Origin of the sequence: Arthrobacter sp. Soil736 (assembly GCF_001428005.1) — a bacterium.
Taxonomy (GTDB): Bacteria; Actinomycetota; Actinomycetes; order Actinomycetales; family Micrococcaceae; genus Arthrobacter.
Window position 1 is genome coordinate 44,851 of record NZ_LMSB01000010.1, and the last position, 18,943, is coordinate 63,793.

The window sequence follows — 18,943 nt, forward strand, 5'->3', positions numbered from 1 at the left end:
GAATGCTCAGTCCAGCGGCAGCGTTATGGTCACGCACGTGCCCTCGTCCGCGGACGAGTCGATGACCATCTGACCGCCCGCCGAGCCCACGGCCAGCCGCATGAGCCGCAGCCCCATCCCGGAATGCCTGCCGTGAGTGGCTGCGTGCACATCAAACCCCGTGCCGTCGTCGAACACCTTGAGCTGAACGGCGTGGCTCTCAGCGGGAAGGCTGACGCAGCCCAACCGAACGGTCACGGCGGAGGCCTCAGCGAATTTGTGGACATTGCTCAAAAGCTCCTGCGCCGCCCGGTACAGGAGTGTGGCGGACCGCCGGTCCACTTCCATCCCATGGTGGGGTGTTTCCAGATGCACCGCGATCCCGCGTTCGCGCAACGGAAGGGTCAAACGGTCAATCGCCCCCGCGACGCCAAGCGCATAGAAATCGACCGGATGCGTATCGGTAAGAACGCCTCGGACCGCGACAACTTCGTCGCCTGATAGTGATTTCATGTTCCAACGGTGCGCCTGCGCCCTTGGCATTTTCTTAGGCTTTTCCCAGGCACTCCCCCGTTTGCAGGGGCGCATCCGGAGCGTCCGGACACGCGGCCCCGTCAGGCCAGCGTGTAGCCGGACCCGCGCACTGTCTTGAGCCAACGGGGCCGCCGGGCGTCATCCCCCAGTTTGCGCCGCAGGTTACCCACGTGGGCCTCGATGATTCGTCCGGGGTCGCGGGTGCTGGCATCGGCCGCCCCGGGTTGCACGGCTTCCTGCTGCATCAGCCCCAGCAGAGCGGCCAGTTCCGCCTTGGTGACCACGCCCGTGCCCCTTTCCAGCAGGATGCGCAGGAGATCGAACTCGGTCCGGGTGAGCGCCAGGGACCTGCCGCCGATGCTGGCGGCGCGTGTGGCGCTGTCGATCCGCAGGCCGTTGTGCTCGTAACTGGAGCCGGCCGTCGCCGTCCGGACCGGCGCAACGGTTCGCAACTTGCGGGGCCGGCGCAGCATCCCGTCAATGCGGGCACGCAGTTCGCGCGGACGGATCGGCTTGACGATGTAGTCGTCCGCCCCGGCATCAAAGCCCCGGATGGTGGCGCGGAGGTCGCTGCGGGCCGTGAGAATGATGATGTAGGTATGACTGAATTCCCGGATGCGCCGCGCCACCTCATACCCGTTCATATCCGGCAGCACCACATCCAGCGTGACGGTATCCGGCTGTTTGGCACGCACCAGCTCAACCCCGGACTCCCCGGTGGCGGCAAAGTGCACCTCGAAACCGGCATCCCCCAGCGTGGCCCGCAAAAGGGCCCGGACTTGCTCATCCTGTTCAATAACGACGACGACGCGACGATCATTCATCCCTTACCCCTGTAAGGACCGCATGACTAAAGACTGCGCCTCAGCCTACTATCTGCGTTCGCGAAATTGAGTCATGACCCTCAGAAGGCGCTAACTTGGACTTACTCCCGCAGGGCCCGCGTCAGCTCGGCCCGGGCCAGCAGCTCGTCGTCGGACGGATAGGCCACCTCTTCCAGCACCAGCGGGTGCGGCGACGCGAGCACCGAACGGGCGTCGCGTTTCCTGGCCAGCAGCCGCTCGTGCAGCCAGCCCGGCGGTTCCACGCCCTCCCCCACGTACAGCGCCGACCCCACCAGCGCACGCACCATGTTGTGGCAGAATGCGTCCGCCTGGACCGTGGCCACAATGACGCCGTCCTCGCCGCGGGCAAACTCGAAGCGCTGCAGTTCGCGGATGGTGGTGGAGCCTTCGCGCGGTTTGCAGTAGGACAGGAAGTTCTGCAGGCCCAGCAGCTGCACCGACCCCTCATTCAGGAGGTCAACATCCAGGGGGGTCTTGTGCCACAGCGTGTCGTAGCGGCCCAGCGGGTCCCAGAGCGCAGGGCCGTCGGCGATGCGGTAGCTGTAGCGCCTCCACAAGGCCGAGAACCGGGCGTCGAAGCCCTCCGGGGCGATGGAGACCTGGTGAACCACGATCGCACCCGTCAGGTCCCCCAGCCCCCGGCTGAGCGCGCCGCGGATCCTGCGCAAGAGCGCGACGGCTGGATCGAGTTCCGCACCGCGGTTCAGTCCCAGCCACTCGGCTTCCGTGAGGTCGAGATGGACCACCTGGCCCCGTGCGTGCACGCCGGCATCCGTCCGCCCCGCGACCGTGACCCGGACCGGACGCCGGATGAGCAGCTCCAGCGCCGCCTCTAAGGTTCCCTGGACTGTGCGGAGGCCCGGCTGCAGGGCCCACCCGCTGAAGGGGCCGCCGTCGTACGCCAAATCAAGCCGGATACGCAAAAACCCGCCGCCCCCCAAAACGGGGGCCGCGGGTTTTTGGTCGTTCATAGACTTAAGTCTATGCGAAGGAATCAGCGAATTACTTCGCGTCCTTTTCGGACTCGTCAGCAGCTGCCTCAGCGGCCGGAGCCTCTTCGGTTGCAGCAGCTTCGGTCTCAGCAGCTTCAGCTTCCGGAGCAGCTTCGGTCTCAGCAACCTCAGCCTCGGCGGGAGCTTCCTCGGCGGCCGGAGCAGCCTTGGCAGCAGCCTGCGTAGCCTCGGCTACGACGGCCTGCTTGGCGGAAACCGGCTCGAGGACCAGCTCGATGACAGCCATGGGAGCGTTGTCGCCCTTACGGTTGCCGATCTTGGTGATGCGCGTGTAGCCGCCGTCGCGGTTCTCCACTGCCTGTGCAATGTCGGTGAACAGCTCGTGGACGACGCCCTTGTTGCTGATCAGGCCGAGCACGCGGCGGCGGGAAGCGAGGTCGCCGCGCTTGGCGAAGGTGACCAGACGCTCTGCGTACGGCTTCAGGCGCTTGGCCTTGGTGACCGTGGTGGTGATCCGCTTGTGCTCGAACAGTGCTGCTGCCAGGTTCGCGAGCATGAGACGCTCGTGAGCCGGGCCGCCTCCGAGGCGCGGACCCTTAGTGGGGGTAGGCATAATTGTTTCTCCTCATATGGAAGCCGGTGGGCTGCGCACAACATGGTGCATCCAGCCCGCCGGCCAAGATCTGCTTGTTAGAGCTCGTCGTCGCTGAACGCGGCGTCGTCCTCTTCGATGGCTGCGGCGCGGGCGGCCAGGTCGAAACCGGGAGGCGAGTCCTTGAGGGACAGGCCCAGTTCAACCAGCTTTGCCTTGACCTCATCAATGGACTTCGCACCGAAGTTACGGATGTCCATCAGGTCAGCCTCGGAGCGGGCAACGAGTTCACCCACGGTGTGGATGCCCTCACGCTTGAGGCAGTTGTAGGAACGGACGGTGAGGTCCAGATCCTCGATCGGCAGGGCCATGTCTGCTGCCAGGGCAGCATCCGTCGGCGACGGGCCGATCTCGATACCTTCAGCTGCGGTGTTCAGCTCGCGGGCCAGACCGAACAGTTCCACCAGGGTGGTACCTGCCGAAGCAACGGCATCGCGCGGGGCGATGGCCTGCTTGGTCTCGACGTCGACAATGAGCTTGTCGAAGTCGGTGCGCTGCTCAACACGGGTGGCTTCCACGCGGAAAGTAACCTTCAGCACCGGCGAGTAGATCGAGTCAACCGGAATACGGCCGATCTCGGCGTCGCCAGACTTGTTCTGAGCTGCCGAAACGTAGCCGCGGCCGCGCTCAATGGTCAGTTCGAGCTCGAACTTGCCCTTCGAGTTCAGCGTGGCAATGTGCAGATCCGGGTTGTGGAACTCGACGCCGGCCGGCGGAGCGATGTCCGCGGCGGTGACGACTCCGGGGCCCTGCTTGCGCAGGTAAGCAACAACCGGCTCGTCGTGCTCGGAGGACACGGACAGGTTCTTGATGTTCAGGATGATCTCGGTGACATCTTCCTTGACACCCGGAACCGTGGTGAACTCGTGCAGCACGCCATCGATCCGGATGCTGGTTACAGCGGCACCGGGGATGGAGGAGAGCAGGGTACGGCGGAGGGAGTTTCCGAGGGTGTAACCGAAGCCCGGCTCCAGCGGTTCAATGATGAAACGGGAGCGGTTATCGGAGACGACCTCTTCGGAGAGGGTGGGGCGCTGTGCAATGAGCACTTAGGTTTCCTTTCGGCGAGCATCCGCTATATGACGCAACACAGGTGGTGGAAAATCGGTCTGAAGACTTAACGCGGCGGGCTTGCCCGGACCCGGCAAGGGTCCGGGCAAGCTCCGACTGCGGAAAGGCCTTAGACGCGGCGGCGCTTCGGCGGACGGCAGCCGTTGTGCGCGGCGGGGGTGACGTCCTGGATCGAGCCAACCTCGAGGCCAGCGGCCTGCAGCGAACGGATGGCGGTCTCGCGTCCGGATCCCGGTCCCTTCACGAACACGTCAACCTTCTTCAGGCCGTGCTCCTGTGCACGCTTGGCAGCAGCTTCGGCAGCCATCTGTGCAGCGAACGGGGTGGACTTGCGTGAGCCCTTGAATCCAACCTCACCGGCGGAAGCCCAGGAGATGACAGCACCGTTCGGATCCGTGATGGAAACGATGGTGTTGTTAAAGGTGCTCTTGATGTGCGCCTGGCCAAGCGCGATATTCTTCTTGTCCTTCTTACGCGGCTTGCGAACCGCGCCACGAGTCTTCGGGGGCATTTTTTCTCCTACAGAAAGTTATTGGGGAACGCTCCGTTAATCCCTCAGGGATTAACGGGCCTTCTTCTTGCCGGCGACGGTACGCTTCGGGCCCTTGCGGGTACGGGCGTTGGTCTTCGTACGCTGTCCGCGTACGGGCAGGCCCTTGCGGTGACGCAGGCCTTCGTAGCTGCCGATCTCAACCTTGCGGCGGATATCTGCTGCTACTTCGCGGCGAAGGTCACCCTCAACCTTGTAGTTGCCTTCAATGTAGTCACGCAGCTCTACCAGCTGCGCATCCGTCAGGTCCTTGACCCGAACGTCAGCGCTGATGCCGGTGGCAGCCAGGGTTTCGTGTGCACGGGTCTTGCCCACGCCGTAGATGTAAGTAAGCGCAATTTCCAGCCGCTTTTCGCGGGGAATGTCTACGCCAGCGAGACGAGCCATAGTGGCAGTGCTCCTTGAATAAACCGGAGGTCGTAGGCAGTACACCCGCACTTTCAGTGCGGCCCCAGCCTCCGACCGGGGGTTAGCTGTCCGGGCTCATACGTCCCAGTTCAGCTTGTGCTGCCTTTTATTTACTTGCGTGGGTTAGCAACCCAGGGGTTCCCGGAAGGGAATTAGCCCTGGCGCTGCTTGTGGCGCGGGTTCTCGCAGATCACCATGACCCGGCCATTACGGCGGATCACTTTGCACTTTTCGCAGATCTGCTTGACGCTCGGCTTGACCTTCATGGCGTTCCTTTGCGTGATAGCAGTTGGTCCGGCCTTCGGCAGTTGCTCTGGCCGCCCAACGTTTACTTGTAGCGGTAGACGATACGACCACGTGTGAGGTCGTAAGGGCTCAGCTCCACCACTACCCGGTCCTCAGGGAGAATCCTGATGTAGTGCTGACGCATTTTTCCAGAGATGTGTGCCAGAACGACGTGCTTGTTGGTGAGCTCAACACGAAACATCGCGTTGGGCAGCGCCTCAGTCACTACGCCCTCGATCTCTATGACCCCGTCCTTCTTGGCCATATCCTCCGCTAACTGTTGTTTGCCGCAGCCCTCCGGATTGCACCGGGCATGACTACGGACGTTTTTTGATTTGATTGACCGTCGCCCTCCGGCCGCAAATGGGCGTGGCAGGGCAGACAACCAACAAGCAACATTACGGCATTTGGCCCGGAATGTTAAATCCAGCCATGGTAGCGCAGATCGCCGCCGTACGCATCAAATCCGCGTGCATCAGAATCTATACGCATCAAAAGTGCCAGCCGCCGTGGTCACGGCCTCTGCACTGCCGATCCCGTCCCGGATCGCCAGGCGTACGACGTCGGCTGCCGCACTCTGCAGCGTGATGAGACTCACCTGCCGGGCAGCTTCCGTCCTCCGGTCCAGGGTGGCCGCTCCGGTGGCCAGGCAGAACACCGTGTCCCCGTCGGCAAGGGTATGGCTAGGGTTCAAGGCCCGGGCCAGCCCGGCGTGGGCAGCGGAAGCGGTGCGCTTGCACTCGGCAGGGTCGAGCGCGGCATTCGTGGCGACGACCACGAGGGTGGTGTTGAGCTGGGTACCGGGGCCGGGTTCCGTCCCAGCGGCCGAAACCCTCGGCGTGCTCGCTCGTTCCTCGCTTAGACGCACGCTGCCGGGTTCCACCCGCTGCTCCGATGTGCCAGGGTCACCGACAGCTTCGCCGAACGGCAGGCCCAGCGCATTCACTACTGCCAGCGCTCCAACCACCACGCCGTTCTCCAGCGTGACCGAAGCCGTCCCCACTCCGCCCTTGAATTTGCCCCGCCCGATCACCGCTCCGGTGCCGGCTCCCACGTTGCCGCGTTCGACGTCGTGCCCGTCCTCCTCAGCACCGGCGGCGGCTGCTGCCGCGTAGCCCATCCCGGCGTCCGGGCGGGCGCTGAAGTCGCCTCCGCGGCCGAGATCGAAGATGGCTGCGCCCGGGACGATAGGCACCACGCCGCCCTGGACTTCGAAGCCCCGGCCCTGCTCCTCGCACCAGCGCTGGGCGCCGTGGGCGGAAACCAGCCCGTAGGCGCTGCCGCCGGTGAGCACCACGGCGTCCACGGTGGAAACGAGCGTCGTGGGGTCGAGGGCATCGGTCTCGTGCGTGCCGGGACCTCCCCCGCGGACGTCCACCGAGCCGACCGTCCCCGGCGGCGGCAGGACCACCGTCACGCCGCTCAGCCAGCCGCCGTCGTTCTTCTGCCGGTGCCCGACCCGCAGGCCCGGCACATCAGTGATGGATCCCATCGCTCCCATGGCCACCATTCTGCCCCCTGACGACTCCCCCATACCCGCCAACACAGCCCGCCCCACCCAACTAGCTCGCAGTTAACGTCGTTTTGAGCCCTCAAAACGACCACAACTGCGAGTCACTTGGGAGAGTTAGGGGATCGGGACCGGGACCACGCCTAGCGGCGCCAGCTGGGCGGCCCCGCCGTCGGGCGCCGAAAGCACCCAGATGCCCTTCTCGTGGACTGCCACGGAGTGCTCCCACTGGCAGGAACGCTTGCCGTCGGTGGTGACCACAGTCCAGTCGTCGTCCAGCACCGCCGTCTCGATGCTGCCGCGCACCAGCATGGGCTCGATCGCGAGGCACAGGCCCGGGCGGATCTTCGGGCCGCGGTGGCTGGTGCGGTAGTTCAGCACATCCGGGGCCATGTGCATCTCGGAGCCGATGCCGTGCCCCACATAGTCCTCCAGGATGCCCAGCGCCTTGCCGGGCACTGAGGACACGTAGTCGTCCACGGCGCAGCCGACGTCGCCCACGAACTTGCCCGTGGCGAGGGCAGCGATCCCCCGCCACATGGCAGCCTCGGTGACATCGGACAGCCGCTGGTCCTCGGGGTCAGGGGTACCCACAATCACCGTGCGGGCGGAATCGGAGTGCCATCCGTCCACGATCGCGCCGCCGTCGATCGAGATGATGTCGCCGTCCTGCAGGACCTTGGACCCCGGGATGCCGTGGACCACTTCCTCGTTGACCGACGTGCAGATCGTGGCCGGGAAGCCGTGGTAGCCCAGGAAGTTGGACTTGGCTCCGGCTTCCAGGAGCACAGCCGCGAACGCCTCGTCGAGCTGCTTCGTGGTGACCCCAGGCGCTGCGGCGGCGACAGCCGCGTCCAGAGCGCGGCTCAGGACCAGTCCGGCCTCGTGCATGGTCCGCATCTGCGCGTTCGTCTTGTATTCAATCCGGGGCTGGCCGAATGCCATCAGCGGTTTTTCCTCTCAAATTGCGGCCGCCGGCTTAACTGCCGTGCGGCGCTGGCCCCCTTCGGGGCTAAAAGCCGGAGGCCCCTCCCAATGAACCGGGAGGAGCCTCGTAGCGTTAGGACAAATCAGGCTGCCTGAGCCTCTTTGATGGCCTGCATGACGCGGTCGGTGACTTCGTCGATGCCGCCGATGCCGTCAACCTGGGTCAGGATGCCGCGCTCGGCATACTTAGCCACAACGGCCTCGGTCTGCTCGTGGTAGAGATCCAGGCGGTGGCGGATGACGCCCTCGTTGTCGTCGCTGCGCCCGGTTTCCTTGGCGCGGCCCAAGAGGCGGGAGACCAGTTCCTCGTCGTCCGCGGTCAGCTGGAGGACGACGTCGAGCTTCTGGTCACCGTTGGCCAGGATCTCGTCGAGGTAGTCAACCTGTGCCGTGGTGCGCGGGTAGCCGTCCAACAGGAAGCCGTCCTCGACGTCGGCCTCGCTGAGGCGGTCGCGGACCATCTTGTTGGTCACGCTGTCCGGAACAAAGTCTCCGGCATCCATGTACTTCTTGGCCTCGACGCCCAGCGGCGTCTCGCCCCGCACGTTGGCGCGGAAGATGTCGCCGGTGGAGATCGCAACGACGCCGAGGCGCTCCGAGATGCGTTCCGCCTGAGTACCCTTGCCGGAGCCCGGAGGTCCGATAATCAACATTCTGGTCATCGCAATAGCCCTTCGTAGTGACGCTGCTGTAGCTGCGCGTCAATTTGCTTGACGGTTTCCAAGCCAACGCCCACCATGATCAGGATCGAGGTGCCACCGAACGGGAAGTTCTGGTTTGCGTTGATCAGCACGAGCGCCACCAGCGGGATCAGTGCCACGAAGCCAAGGTAGAAGGCGCCGGGCAGCGTGATCCGCGACAGGACGTACTGCAGGTAATCCGCGGTCGGCTTGCCGGCACGGATACCCGGAATGAAGCCGCCGTATTTCTTCATGTTGTCCGAGACCTCTTCAGGGTTGAAGGTGATCGCGACATAGAAGTAGGTAAAGAAAACAATCATGGCGAAGTAAAGCGCCATGTAGATGGGGTGGTCCCCGCGGGTCAGGTTGTTGTTGATCCATTCAACCCACGGCTGCATCTGCTCCCCGGCCTTCGGCTGGTTGAACTGGGAGATCAACGCCGGGAGGTAAAGCATGGACGAGGCGAAGATGACGGGGATAACGCCGGCCATGTTCACCTTGATGGGAAGGTAGGTGCTGGTGCCGCCGACCGTGCGGCGTCCGATCATCCGCTTGGCGTACTGGACCGGAATGCGTCGCTGGGACTGCTCAACGAAGACAACCAGCGCGACGGTCAGCAGGCCGATGGCGAGGACGAGGAAGAACGTGCCCGGGCCCTGCGCGGTCCAGATGGCGCCCAGCGATGTGGGGAAGCCGGCTGCGATGGCGGTGAAGATGAGCAGCGACATGCCGTTGCCCACGCCCTTCTCGGTCACGAGCTCGCCCATCCACATGATGAGGCCGGTGCCGGCCGTCAGCGTGATGATGATCAGGATCGTGGTGATGACGCTGGCGTCCGGGATGATGGGCAGGTTGCAGCCGGGCAGCAGCTGCCCGGAGCGTGCCAGGGAAACCAGCGTGGTGGCGTTCAGCAGGCCCAGGGCGATTGTCAGGTAACGCGTGTACTGCGTCAGCTTTGACTGGCCCGAAGCGCCTTCTTCATACAGCTGCTGGAAACGGGGAATGACCACCCGGAGCAGCTGCACAATGATGCTGGCCGTAATGTACGGCATGATTCCCAAAGCGAAGATGGAGACCTGCAGCAATGCACCGCCGCTGAAAAGATTGACGAGCTGGTAGATCCCGCCCTGGGTCTGCCCGGTCGACAAGCATTGCTGGACATTCTGGTAGTTCACACCAGGCGAGGGGATGAAGGCTCCCAAGCGGAAGATTGTGATGATTCCCAGCGTGAACAACAACTTGCGTCGCAGATCAGGCGTTCGAAAAGCCCGGCCGAATGCGCTAAGCAAGCGTCCTCCTCAGTAGTTAATAAGTCTGGTGATGCAGGTCAATAAACCCAACAACCGAGTCTAACGGTTGATTGCGCCATGCGAACAATCCGGACGACCTGCGGATACGGGAAACTCCCGGCACAGGGGCCTCGGCCCCCGTGCCGGGAGTTTGTGCAACGGGCAGCTGCCCCATCGCCCTGAGGGATAAATCCCTTAGAGGGCGGTGGTGGTTCCGCCGGCTGCAGCGATCTTTTCAGCGGCACTGGCTGAGAAGGCGTGGACGGTGACGTCAACCTTGACGGTGATGTCGCCGGTGCCAAGCACCTTCACGGGCTGGTTCTTGCGAACGGCACCCTTTGCAACCAGGTTCTCCACGGTGACAGCGCCACCTTCCGGGAACAGCTCGTTGAGCTTGTCCAGGTTTACAACCTGGAACTCAACCCGGAACGGGTTCTTGAAGCCGCGCAGCTTCGGCAGGCGCATGTGCAGCGGCAGCTGGCCGCCGGCAAAGCCAGCCTTGATCTGGTAGCGGGCCTTCGTACCCTTGGTACCGCGACCAGCGGTCTTACCCTTGGAACCTTCACCACGACCAACACGGGTCTTGGCGGTCTTGGCACCCGGGGCGGGACGCAGGTGGTGAACCTTCAGCGCGCTCTGCTTCTCAGCAGCTGCGGCCTCAGCGGTTTTCTTCTCTGCCATTTACTTCGCCTCCTCTACCTTTACCAGGTGCGGAACCGTGTTGAGCATTCCAACGGTCACGGCGTCGGCGGTGCGGACAACGGTGTGTCCGATCCGCTTCAGGCCGAGGGACCGCAGGGTGTCGCGCTGGTTCTGCTTGCCGCCAATGGCGGACTTGATCTGAGTGATCTCCAACTGAGCGTCGGACGGAATCAGGTTCTTAGCCATGACTCTCAGACACCTGCCTTCTGGTTCATGAGCGCCTTCACCATTGCCGGCGGAGCGATCTCATCGAGCGGGAGGCCGCGGCGTGCTGCCACTGCTGCCGGCTCTTCGAGGCGCTTCAGGGCATCAACGGTCGCGTGAACGATGTTGATGGCGTTGGAGGAACCGAGCGACTTGGAGAGGATGTCGTGGATGCCCACGCACTCCAGTACTGCACGGACCGGGCCACCGGCGATAACACCGGTACCGGCGGAAGCCGGACGCAGCATGACGACGCCTGCGGCGGCCTCACCCTGAACGCGGTGCGGGATGGTGCTGCCGATACGGGGAACGCGGAAGAAGGACTTCTTGGCCTCTTCAACGCCCTTCGCGATTGCGGCAGGAACTTCCTTCGCCTTGCCGTAGCCGACGCCGACCATACCGTTACCGTCACCAACGACGACGAGTGCGGTGAAGCTGAAGCGACGACCACCCTTGACGACCTTGGAAACGCGGTTGATGGTAACAACGCGCTCTACGAACTGGCTCTTCTCGGCTTCACGGCCGCCGTCGCGGCCGCCACGGCCACCACGGTCGCCGCGGCCCTGGCCACGGTCGCCACGCTCGCCGCGACGGGCGCCACCACGGCGGTCGTCGGCAGCTGCGGGGGCAGTGGTCTCAGTGGCCTCAGCAGCTACGGCAGCAGGTGCCTTCTGATCTGCAGACACAGTGTCCTTTTCCTTGTTTGCTTCCGTCACAGTGACAGCCCACCTTCACGTGCACCGTCAGCGACGGCGGCGATCCGGCCGTGGTACTTGTTACCGCCACGGTCGAAGACAACAGCTTCGATCCCGGCAGCCTTGGCGCGCTCGGCTACGAGCTCGCCAACGCGCTTGGCCTTGGCGGTCTTGTCGCCGTCGAATGCACGAAGGTCGGCTTCCAGTGTGGACGCGCTAGCTACGGTCAGGCCCTTGGTGTCATCGACAACCTGGACGAATACGTGGCGTGCGGAGCGGTTGACGACCAGACGAGGACGTACAGGCGTTCCGGAGATGCGCTTGCGGATACGAAGCTGGCGGCGGCTGCGCGAAGCAGACTTGCTCTTGTTCGTACGCTTCTTGTTAATTGCGATGGCCATGGTTACTTACCAGCCTTTCCGACCTTGCGGCGGATGACTTCGCCGGCGTAGCGAATGCCCTTGCCCTTATAGGGGTCCGGCTTACGCAGCTTGCGAATGTTGGCAGCGACCTCGCCGACCTGCTGCTTGTTGATACCTGAGACAGAGAGCTTGGTCGGCCCCTCTACTGCAAAGGTGATGCCGGCCGGTGCCGAAACGTTGACCGGGTGGCTGTAACCGAGAGCGAACTCAAGGTCAGATCCCTTGGCCTGAACGCGGTAACCGGTACCGACGATTTCAAGCTTCTTCTCGTAGCCTGCGGTGACACCCTGGATCATGTTGGAGATCAGGGTGCGGGTCAGGCCGTGGAGTGAACGGGAGGCGCGCTCGTCGTTCGGGCGGGCGACAGTCAGGGTGCCTTCTTCCAGGGTGACCTCGATCGGGCTGGCCACAGTGTGGCTCAGCTCGCCTTTGGAACCCTTGACGCTGACGACAGAGCCGTCAACCTTGACCTCAACGCCGGCAGGAACGGTGATGGGGAGACGTCCAATACGTGACATTATTCTCTTCCTTTCCCGTTACCAGACGTAAGCGAGGACTTCGCCGCCCACGCCCTTCTTGCCGGCCTGCTTGTCAGTCAAGAGGCCGGAAGAGGTGGACAGGATTGCGACACCCAGGCCACCGAGCACGTGCGGCAGGTTGGTGGACTTCGCGTATACGCGCAGTCCCGGCTTGGAAATACGACGAACACCGGCGATTGAACGCTCGCGGTTCGGACCGAACTTGAGCTCGATGGTCAGCTTCTTGCCGACTTCAGCGTCTTCTTCTTTCCAGGAGGCGATGTAACCTTCAGCCTTCAGGATGTCGGCAACGCGTGCCTTGAGCTTGCTGTAAGGCATAGACACGGAATCGTGGTATGCCGAGTTTGCGTTGCGCAGACGCGTAAGCATATCTGCGACAGGATCTGTCATAGTCATTTGGGCTCTTGCCCTTCCTCGTAACGGTTTCCGCCACCCTGTTCCTTAGGAACCAGGGCAGCCGGACCTTTTACGTAGCTAATTAAGCTTCGGTTTTGAACGGGAAACCAAGCGCCTTGAGCAGCGCGCGGCCTTCGTCGTCGGTCTTGGCGGTGGTCACAACCGTGATGTCCATACCGCGAACGCGGTCGATGGAATCCTGGTCGATCTCGTGGAACATAACCTGCTCGGTCAGACCGAAGGTGTAGTTGCCGTTGCCATCGAACTGCTTGCCGCTGAGGCCGCGGAAGTCACGGATACGCGGCAGAGCCAGCGTGACCAGACGGTCCACGAATTCCCACATGCGGTCGCCACGCAGGGTTGCGTGTGCGCCGATGGGCATGCCTTCGCGCAGCTTGAACTGTGCGATCGACTTACGGGCCTTGGTTACCTGCGGCTTCTGGCCGGTGATCAGGGTGAGGTCGCGGACAGCGCCGTCGATCAGCTTGGAGTCCTTGGCGGCATCTCCAACACCCATGTTCACAACAACCTTGACCAGACGGGGAACCTGGTTAACGTTCTCGTACTTGAATTCCTCAAGAAGCGTGTTCTTGATGGAATCCGCGTACTTGGTCTTCAGACGGGGAACGATCTTGCTTGCCGGAGTCTCGAGAGTCTCAGTCATTAGATGTCCTTCCCTGAGCTCTTGGCCACGCGTACGCGCACTTCACGCTTCACGCCATTGCGCTCAACGGTTTCGGTGCGGAAACCAACACGGGTGGGCTTCTTGGTGGACGGGTCAACCAGAGCCACGTTGGAGATGTGGATCGAAGCCTCGACGACCTCAATGCCACCGGTCTTGGTGCCGCGCTGCGACTGACCGACCTTGGTGTGCTTGGTTACGCGGTTAATGCCTTCGACCAACACGCGGTTGGTCTCCGGGAATACGCGCAGAACCTTGCCCTGCTTGCCACGGTCGCCGCCGCGCTCAGCCTTGGCGCCAGTGATGACCTGAACCAGGTCACCCTTCTTGATCTTAGCCATGGACTAGAGCACCTCCGGAGCCAGAGAAACGATCTTCATGAACTTCTTGTCACGGAGTTCACGTCCAACCGGTCCGAAGATACGGGTACCGCGGGGGTCACCGTCAGCCTTCAGGATCACGGCCGCGTTCTCGTCAAACTTGATATAGGAACCATCCACACGGCGGCGTTCCTTCTTGGTACGGACGATGACAGCCTTGACGACGTCGCCCTTCTTTACGTTGCCGCCCGGAATTGCGTCCTTGACGGTAGCGACGATGACGTCGCCAATGCCTGCGTAGCGACGGCCAGATCCACCGAGAACGCGAATGGTAAGGATTTCCTTAGCACCCGTGTTGTCGGCGACCTTGAGTCGCGACTCCTGCTGAATCACTATTTACTCCTTGCGTCGCGCCGGTTCTCAGACCGAAATTCTTCCTACGGAATGAGCCTTGCGGAACGGTTGATCGGGGTGTCTCTTGACCTGCCTGGATTTTGCCAGACCAGGCCTAAACGCCCGTGCCAAAAACATTTGCTTCCCAAGCCCATCCAGGCGCAAGGGGGCACTATGCCGTGGCACGATTGTTTACGAGGTTTACTGACGGCGCACAGAAGGCGCCATACAAACTCAATATCCTAGCACATTCCGGCCCCAGCCCCATATCACAGCCGCTGGTGCTCTGCTAAACCACGACGGCGTCACGCACCGCAGACTTTTGGCCCGCCTGGGGCGCTTCTCCCCCGCAGAGCCGGGCCGCCGCCGTCGGAAACGCGGAAACCCCCGCTCCCAAAGGGAACGGGGGTTTCCGGTACAGCGGCTGTTGCCAGCGCAGCTGCAGGTGCTACTTGGCCTTCTCGAGGATCTCCACGAGCCGCCAGTTCTTCGTGGCGGACAGCGGGCGCGTCTCGGCGATGACAACCAGGTCGCCGATGCCGGCGCTGTTCTCTTCGTCGTGAGCCTTGACCTTCGAGGTGCGGCGAATGACCTTGCCGTACAGGGCGTGCTTCACGCGGTCTTCAACCTGGACAACGATGGTCTTTTCCATCTTGTCCGAGACCACGTAGCCGCGACGCGTCTTACGGTAACCGCGCTCGGCGGCCGTAGCCGTTGCGGAAGCAGTTTCCGTCACGTTCTCGTCCTTTTCACTCACTTGGCGTCCTCCTCAGTCTCAGCCTCGGCCGGCTCTTCAGCCTTCTCAGCCTTGGCTGCGGACTTCTTGGACTTCTTTTCTTCCTTGGCTTCCACAACCGGCGCGGCAACCTCGGCACGAATGCCCAGCTCGCGCTCACGGAGAACGGTGTAGATGCGTGCGATGTCCTTCTTTACCGCGCGCAGACGACCGTGGTTCTCCAGCTGACCGGTGGCGGACTGGAAACGCAGGTTGAACAGCTCTTCCTTGGCCTTGCGGAGTTCTTCAACGAGTCGCTCGTTGTCGAAACCGTCCAGCTGTGCGGATGCAAGTTCCTTGGATCCTACTGCCATTTCTATTCACCACCTTCGCGACGCAGAATGCGTGCCTTCAACGGAAGCTTGTGGATTGCCAGGCGCAGTGCCTCGCGAGCAACCGATTCTTCGACACCGGAGATCTCAAAGAGAACCCGGCCCGGCTTGACGTTTGAGACCCACCATTCCGGAGAACCCTTACCGGAACCCATGCGGGTTTCGGCCGGCTTCTTCGTCAGCGGACGGTCCGGGTAAATGTTGATCCAGACCTTACCGCCACGCTTGATGTGGCGGGTCATCGCAATACGGGCAGATTCGATCTGACGGTTGGTGACGTATGCCGGGCTCAGAGCCTGGATGCCGTACTCACCGAACGAGACCTTGGTGCCGCCCGTAGCAGCGCCGGAACGACCCGGGTGGTGCTGCTTACGGTGCTTGACTCGACGTGGGATAAGCATTTAAGCCTGTCCTCCTTCTGCTGCCTGTGCCGGTGCGGCAGAAGCTGCCTCGGCTGCCGGAGCCTCAGCAGCAGCAGGCGCTGCTTCGGCTGCCGGACGGTCGGTACGACGGCGGCGGTCACCACGGTCAGCGCCGCCCGGGCGGCCCGGACGTTCGCCGCCACGGCCACGGGACGGAGCAGCAGCTGCCTGCTGAGCCAGTTCCTTGGAGGTGACGTCACCCTTGTAGATCCAGACCTTCACGCCGATGCGGCCGAAGGTGGTCTTGGCTTCGTAGAAGCCGTAGTCGATGTTCGCGCGGAGGGTGTGCAGGGGCACACGGCCTTCGCGGTAGAACTCCGAGCGGGACATTTCTGCGCCACCCAGACGACCGGAGCAAGCGATACGGATACCCTTGGCACCGGCACGCTGCGCGGACTGCATGGCCTTCTTCATCGCACGGCGGAAAGCCACGCGGGAAGTCAGCTGCTCAGCAACGCCCTGGGCAACAAGCTGTGCTTCCATCTCGGGGTTCTTGACCTCGAGGATGTTCAGCTGAACCTGCTTGCCGGTGAGCTTTTCGAGCTCGCCGCGGATGCGGTCTGCTTCTGCGCCGCGGCGGCCGATGACGATGCCCGGACGTGCCGTGTGGATGTCCACGCGGACGCGGTCACGGGTGCGCTCGATCTCGACCTTGGCGATACCGGCGCGCTCCATGCCAACAGACATGAGCTGGCGGATGCGGATGTCTTCGCGAACGAAGTCCTTGTACCGCTGGCCGGCCTTGGTGCTGTCAGCGAACCAGTGCGATACGTGATCGGTGGTGATGCCGAGTCGGAACCCGTGCGGGTTTACTTTCTGTCCCACTTAGCGAGCCTCCTCTTTCTCCGGGGTAGCGACTACCACGGTGATGTGGCTGGTGCGCTTCTTGATCTGAAATGCACGACCCTGAGCACGCGGCTGGAACCGCTTCATGGTCGGGCCTTCATCAACAAACGCTTCGCTGATGATGAGGTCACCTTCGTCAAACGCCACACCGTCGCGGTCCGCGAGGACCCGGGCGTTGGAGATTGCCGACTGAACTACCTTGAATACCGGCTCAGAAGCTGCCTGGGGGGCAAACTTCAGAATTGCCAGAGCCTCGTTCGCTTGCTTACCACGAACAAGGTTGACGACGCGCCGGGCCTTCATAGGCGTTACGCGGATGTGACGCGCAATTGCCTTGGCTTCCATTGCTTTCCTTCTCTCGTCTTTGACGTAAGTGCAGGCGCCTAGCGGCGCTTGCCCTTACGGTCGTCCTTGACATGGCCGCGGAATGTCCGCGTAGGAGCGAATTCGCCGAGCTTGTGCCCGACCATCGACTCGGTGACAAACACCGGAATGTGCTTGCGTCCGTCGTGCACGGCGATCGTGTGCCCGAGCATGTCGGGGATGATCATCGAGCGGCGGGACCAGGTCTTGATGACGTTCTTGGTGCCCTTTTCGTTTTCCCTTGCTACCTTCACAAAGAGGTGCTGGTCAACGAAAGGACCTTTTTTCAGGCTGCGTGGCATGTGTCCAGGCTCCTATCGCTTGTTCTTGCCAGTACGACGGCGACGAACAATAAGCTTGTCGCTCTCTTTGTTGGGGCGGCGGGTACGGCCTTCAGGCTTACCGTTCGGGTTGACCGGGTGACGTCCACCGGAGGTCTTACCTTCACCACCACCGTGCGGGTGATCGACCGGGTTCATGGCGACACCACGGACGGTCGGGCGAACGCCCTTCCACCGCATACGGCCGGCCTTACCCCAGTTGATGTTCGACTGCTCAGCGTTGCCGACCTCGCCGATCGTGGCGCGGCAGCGCACGTCAACGTTGCGGATTTCGCCGGAGGGCAGACGCAGCTGGGCGAAACGGCCTTCCTTGGCGACGAGCTGAACAGAAGCTCCAGCGGAACGTGCCATCTTGGCGCCGCCACCCGGACGCAGTTCAACTGCGTGGATAACGGTACCTACGGGGATGTTGCGCAGGGGCAGGTTGTTGCCAGGCTTGATGTCAGCGTTGGCGCCGGCCTCCACGAAGTCACCCTGGGAGAGCTTGTTCGGGGCGATGATGTAACGCTTGGTGCCATCAACGTAGTGCAGGAGGGCGATGCGAGCCGTGCGGTTCGGATCGTACTCGATTTCGGCAACGCGGGCGTTGACGCCGTCCTTGTCGTGGCGACGGAAGTCGATCAGACGGTACTGGCGCTTGTGTCCACCACCCTTGTGACGGGTCGTGATCTTACCGGTGTTGTTACGGCCGCCCTTTTTGGGCAGCGGACGTACCAACGACTTTTCCGGCGTCGACCGCGTGATTTCGGTGAAGTCCGCTACGCTCGAGCCGCGACGGCCCGGGGTAGTCGGCTTGTATTTACGGATTCCCATAATTTATTTCCTCGTTAAAGTGGTCTCCGCTACGCGAGCGGACCGCCGAAGATGTCGATAGTGCCTTCTTTGAGGGTCACAATTGCACGCTTGGTGTTCTTGCGGACACCCCATCCGAATTTGGTGCGCTTGCGCTTACCGGCACGGTTGATGGTGTTGATCGATTCGACCTTGACGGAGAAGATTTTCTCCACGGCCAGCTTGATCTCGGTCTTGTTCGAGCGGGGGTCCACCAGGAAGGTGTACTTGCCCTCGTCGATCAGGCCGTAGCTTTTTTCCGAAACAACGGGTGCAAGCACAACGTCGCGCGGGTCTTTGATGGTGGCTGCGCTCACTTGGCATCCTCCTCGTTCTTTGCAGCCTTGTCAGCAACGAATGCTTCGTAGGCAGCCTTGGTGAAGACTACGTCGTCAGAAACGAGAACGTCGTAGGTGTTCAGCTGGTCTGCGTACAGAACGTGAACTTCCTCGAGGTTGCGCACGGACAGTGCAGCAACATCGTTGGCGCGCTCAATGACAACGAGCAGGTTCTTGCGCTCAGAGACGCCGCGCAGCGTTGCCAGTGCTTCCTTGGAGGACGGCTTGTCGCCGGCAACCAGGTCAGCAATGACGTGGATGCGTCCGTTACGGGCGCGGTCAGACAGTGCGCCGCGCAGTGCAGCAGCAATCATCTTCTTGGGGGTGCGCTGGCTGTAGTCACGCGGGGTGGGACCGTGGACAACGCCACCACCGGTCATGTGAGGAGCACGGATCGAGCCCTGACGGGCGCGGCCGGTACCCTTCTGCTTGAACGGCTTGCGGCCTGCACCGGAAACTTCGGCGCGGGTCTTGGTCTTGTGGGTACCCTGGCGAGCAGCAGCGAGCTGTGCAACGACGACCTGGTGCAGCAGCGGCACGTTGGTCTGAACGTCGAAGATCTCTGCAGGCAGGTCAACCTTGACAGTGCTAGTCATTTA

At 62.6% G+C, this 18,943-nt stretch carries 31 protein-coding genes; all 31 read right to left on the reverse strand.

What is annotated here, in order from left to right:
* Nucleotides 1-6: 6 nt before the first annotated feature.
* Nucleotides 7-492 (reverse strand): ATP-binding protein, encoded by a 486-nt coding sequence (locus ASG92_RS07835; protein WP_056626602.1) that lies wholly within the window; start codon nucleotides 490-492, stop codon nucleotides 7-9.
* A gap of 101 nt (nucleotides 493-593) precedes the next feature.
* Nucleotides 594-1,337 (reverse strand): response regulator transcription factor, encoded by a 744-nt coding sequence (locus ASG92_RS07840; RefSeq protein WP_056626603.1) that lies wholly within the window; start codon nucleotides 1,335-1,337, stop codon nucleotides 594-596.
* A gap of 101 nt (nucleotides 1,338-1,438) precedes the next feature.
* The gene (locus ASG92_RS07845; RefSeq protein ID WP_200951912.1) at nucleotides 1,439-2,329 is read right to left on the reverse strand and encodes a tRNA pseudouridine synthase A; all 891 of its coding nucleotides are present in this window, start codon (nucleotides 2,327-2,329) and stop codon (nucleotides 1,439-1,441) included.
* A 31-nt stretch (nucleotides 2,330-2,360) separates the two neighbouring features.
* Nucleotides 2,361-2,924 (reverse strand): 50S ribosomal protein L17, encoded by a 564-nt coding sequence (gene rplQ, locus ASG92_RS07850; protein WP_056626605.1) that lies wholly within the window; start codon nucleotides 2,922-2,924, stop codon nucleotides 2,361-2,363.
* A gap of 77 nt (nucleotides 2,925-3,001) precedes the next feature.
* Entirely contained in the window at nucleotides 3,002-4,012 is a 1,011-nt protein-coding gene (locus ASG92_RS07855; protein ID WP_056626606.1) for a DNA-directed RNA polymerase subunit alpha, read from the reverse strand.
* Between the two features lie 131 nt (nucleotides 4,013-4,143).
* Entirely contained in the window at nucleotides 4,144-4,545 is a 402-nt protein-coding gene (gene rpsK, locus ASG92_RS07860; RefSeq protein ID WP_011692779.1) for a 30S ribosomal protein S11, read from the reverse strand.
* A gap of 51 nt (nucleotides 4,546-4,596) precedes the next feature.
* Nucleotides 4,597-4,971: a 30S ribosomal protein S13 gene (gene rpsM / locus ASG92_RS07865; RefSeq protein ID WP_003803743.1), complete on the reverse strand. Its 375-nt coding sequence runs from the start codon at nucleotides 4,969-4,971 to the stop codon at nucleotides 4,597-4,599.
* A 173-nt stretch (nucleotides 4,972-5,144) separates the two neighbouring features.
* Nucleotides 5,145-5,258, reverse strand: coding sequence for a 50S ribosomal protein L36 (gene rpmJ, locus ASG92_RS07870; protein ID WP_009358722.1), 114 nt, complete (start codon nucleotides 5,256-5,258; stop codon nucleotides 5,145-5,147).
* A 62-nt stretch (nucleotides 5,259-5,320) separates the two neighbouring features.
* Complete coding sequence (gene infA / locus ASG92_RS07875; RefSeq protein WP_011775571.1) at nucleotides 5,321-5,542, reverse strand: translation initiation factor IF-1; 222 nt, start codon at nucleotides 5,540-5,542, stop codon at nucleotides 5,321-5,323.
* Nucleotides 5,543-5,752: 210 nt separating this feature from the next.
* Nucleotides 5,753-6,769, reverse strand: coding sequence for a P1 family peptidase (locus ASG92_RS07880; protein ID WP_082579377.1), 1,017 nt, complete (start codon nucleotides 6,767-6,769; stop codon nucleotides 5,753-5,755).
* 135 nt (nucleotides 6,770-6,904) lie between these two features.
* The gene (map, locus tag ASG92_RS07885) at nucleotides 6,905-7,732 is read right to left on the reverse strand and encodes a type I methionyl aminopeptidase (RefSeq protein WP_056626608.1); all 828 of its coding nucleotides are present in this window, start codon (nucleotides 7,730-7,732) and stop codon (nucleotides 6,905-6,907) included.
* 125 nt (nucleotides 7,733-7,857) lie between these two features.
* A complete protein-coding gene (locus ASG92_RS07890) occupies nucleotides 7,858-8,427 on the reverse strand; it encodes an adenylate kinase (protein WP_200951914.1) in 570 nt (189 codons plus the stop codon).
* A gap of 5 nt (nucleotides 8,428-8,432) precedes the next feature.
* Complete coding sequence (gene secY, locus ASG92_RS07895; protein WP_056626611.1) at nucleotides 8,433-9,743, reverse strand: preprotein translocase subunit SecY; 1,311 nt, start codon at nucleotides 9,741-9,743, stop codon at nucleotides 8,433-8,435.
* Between the two features lie 195 nt (nucleotides 9,744-9,938).
* Nucleotides 9,939-10,424, reverse strand: coding sequence for a 50S ribosomal protein L15 (rplO, locus tag ASG92_RS07900; RefSeq protein ID WP_056626613.1), 486 nt, complete (start codon nucleotides 10,422-10,424; stop codon nucleotides 9,939-9,941).
* Nucleotides 10,425-10,631 carry a 50S ribosomal protein L30 gene (gene rpmD / locus ASG92_RS07905; protein WP_056626615.1) on the reverse strand — a complete coding sequence of 69 codons (207 nt, stop codon included), beginning with the start codon at nucleotides 10,629-10,631 and terminating at the stop codon, nucleotides 10,425-10,427. It lies immediately after the preceding gene.
* Nucleotides 10,632-10,636: 5 nt separating this feature from the next.
* A complete protein-coding gene (gene rpsE / locus ASG92_RS07910) occupies nucleotides 10,637-11,365 on the reverse strand; it encodes a 30S ribosomal protein S5 (protein ID WP_056626617.1) in 729 nt (242 codons plus the stop codon).
* Complete coding sequence (gene rplR, locus ASG92_RS07915) at nucleotides 11,362-11,745, reverse strand: 50S ribosomal protein L18 (protein WP_056626619.1); 384 nt, start codon at nucleotides 11,743-11,745, stop codon at nucleotides 11,362-11,364. Before rplR ends, rpsE begins: the two co-directional genes overlap by 4 nt.
* 2 nt (nucleotides 11,746-11,747) lie before the next feature.
* Complete coding sequence (gene rplF, locus ASG92_RS07920; protein WP_056626620.1) at nucleotides 11,748-12,284, reverse strand: 50S ribosomal protein L6; 537 nt, start codon at nucleotides 12,282-12,284, stop codon at nucleotides 11,748-11,750.
* Nucleotides 12,285-12,302: 18 nt separating this feature from the next.
* Complete coding sequence (gene rpsH / locus ASG92_RS07925) at nucleotides 12,303-12,701, reverse strand: 30S ribosomal protein S8 (protein WP_056626622.1); 399 nt, start codon at nucleotides 12,699-12,701, stop codon at nucleotides 12,303-12,305.
* 82 nt (nucleotides 12,702-12,783) lie between these two features.
* Nucleotides 12,784-13,365 (reverse strand): 50S ribosomal protein L5, encoded by a 582-nt coding sequence (rplE, locus tag ASG92_RS07930; RefSeq protein WP_056626624.1) that lies wholly within the window; start codon nucleotides 13,363-13,365, stop codon nucleotides 12,784-12,786.
* The gene (gene rplX / locus ASG92_RS07935; RefSeq protein WP_056626626.1) at nucleotides 13,365-13,724 is read right to left on the reverse strand and encodes a 50S ribosomal protein L24; all 360 of its coding nucleotides are present in this window, start codon (nucleotides 13,722-13,724) and stop codon (nucleotides 13,365-13,367) included. The genes rplE and rplX overlap by 1 nt, the downstream gene beginning before the upstream one ends.
* Before the next feature lie 3 nt (nucleotides 13,725-13,727).
* Nucleotides 13,728-14,096, reverse strand: a complete 369-nt coding sequence (rplN, locus tag ASG92_RS07940; protein WP_056626628.1) for a 50S ribosomal protein L14 — start codon at nucleotides 14,094-14,096, stop codon at nucleotides 13,728-13,730.
* Nucleotides 14,097-14,544: 448 nt separating this feature from the next.
* Entirely contained in the window at nucleotides 14,545-14,853 is a 309-nt protein-coding gene (rpsQ, locus tag ASG92_RS07945) for a 30S ribosomal protein S17 (RefSeq protein ID WP_056626630.1), read from the reverse strand.
* Nucleotides 14,850-15,185: a 50S ribosomal protein L29 gene (rpmC, locus tag ASG92_RS30270; RefSeq protein WP_056626632.1), complete on the reverse strand. Its 336-nt coding sequence runs from the start codon at nucleotides 15,183-15,185 to the stop codon at nucleotides 14,850-14,852. Before rpmC ends, rpsQ begins: the two co-directional genes overlap by 4 nt.
* Before the next feature lie 2 nt (nucleotides 15,186-15,187).
* Entirely contained in the window at nucleotides 15,188-15,604 is a 417-nt protein-coding gene (gene rplP, locus ASG92_RS07955; protein WP_056626634.1) for a 50S ribosomal protein L16, read from the reverse strand.
* Complete coding sequence (rpsC, locus tag ASG92_RS07960; protein WP_056626636.1) at nucleotides 15,605-16,450, reverse strand: 30S ribosomal protein S3; 846 nt, start codon at nucleotides 16,448-16,450, stop codon at nucleotides 15,605-15,607.
* Nucleotides 16,451-16,816 carry a 50S ribosomal protein L22 gene (gene rplV / locus ASG92_RS07965; RefSeq protein ID WP_003803798.1) on the reverse strand — a complete coding sequence of 122 codons (366 nt, stop codon included), beginning with the start codon at nucleotides 16,814-16,816 and terminating at the stop codon, nucleotides 16,451-16,453.
* A gap of 38 nt (nucleotides 16,817-16,854) precedes the next feature.
* The gene (gene rpsS / locus ASG92_RS07970) at nucleotides 16,855-17,136 is read right to left on the reverse strand and encodes a 30S ribosomal protein S19 (protein ID WP_003803803.1); all 282 of its coding nucleotides are present in this window, start codon (nucleotides 17,134-17,136) and stop codon (nucleotides 16,855-16,857) included.
* A gap of 12 nt (nucleotides 17,137-17,148) precedes the next feature.
* Complete coding sequence (gene rplB, locus ASG92_RS07975; RefSeq protein WP_003803804.1) at nucleotides 17,149-17,988, reverse strand: 50S ribosomal protein L2; 840 nt, start codon at nucleotides 17,986-17,988, stop codon at nucleotides 17,149-17,151.
* A gap of 29 nt (nucleotides 17,989-18,017) precedes the next feature.
* Nucleotides 18,018-18,323: a 50S ribosomal protein L23 gene (rplW, locus tag ASG92_RS07980; protein ID WP_056626639.1), complete on the reverse strand. Its 306-nt coding sequence runs from the start codon at nucleotides 18,321-18,323 to the stop codon at nucleotides 18,018-18,020.
* Complete coding sequence (gene rplD / locus ASG92_RS07985; RefSeq protein ID WP_056626641.1) at nucleotides 18,320-18,940, reverse strand: 50S ribosomal protein L4; 621 nt, start codon at nucleotides 18,938-18,940, stop codon at nucleotides 18,320-18,322. Before rplD ends, rplW begins: the two co-directional genes overlap by 4 nt.
* Nucleotides 18,941-18,943 lie beyond the last annotated feature (3 nt).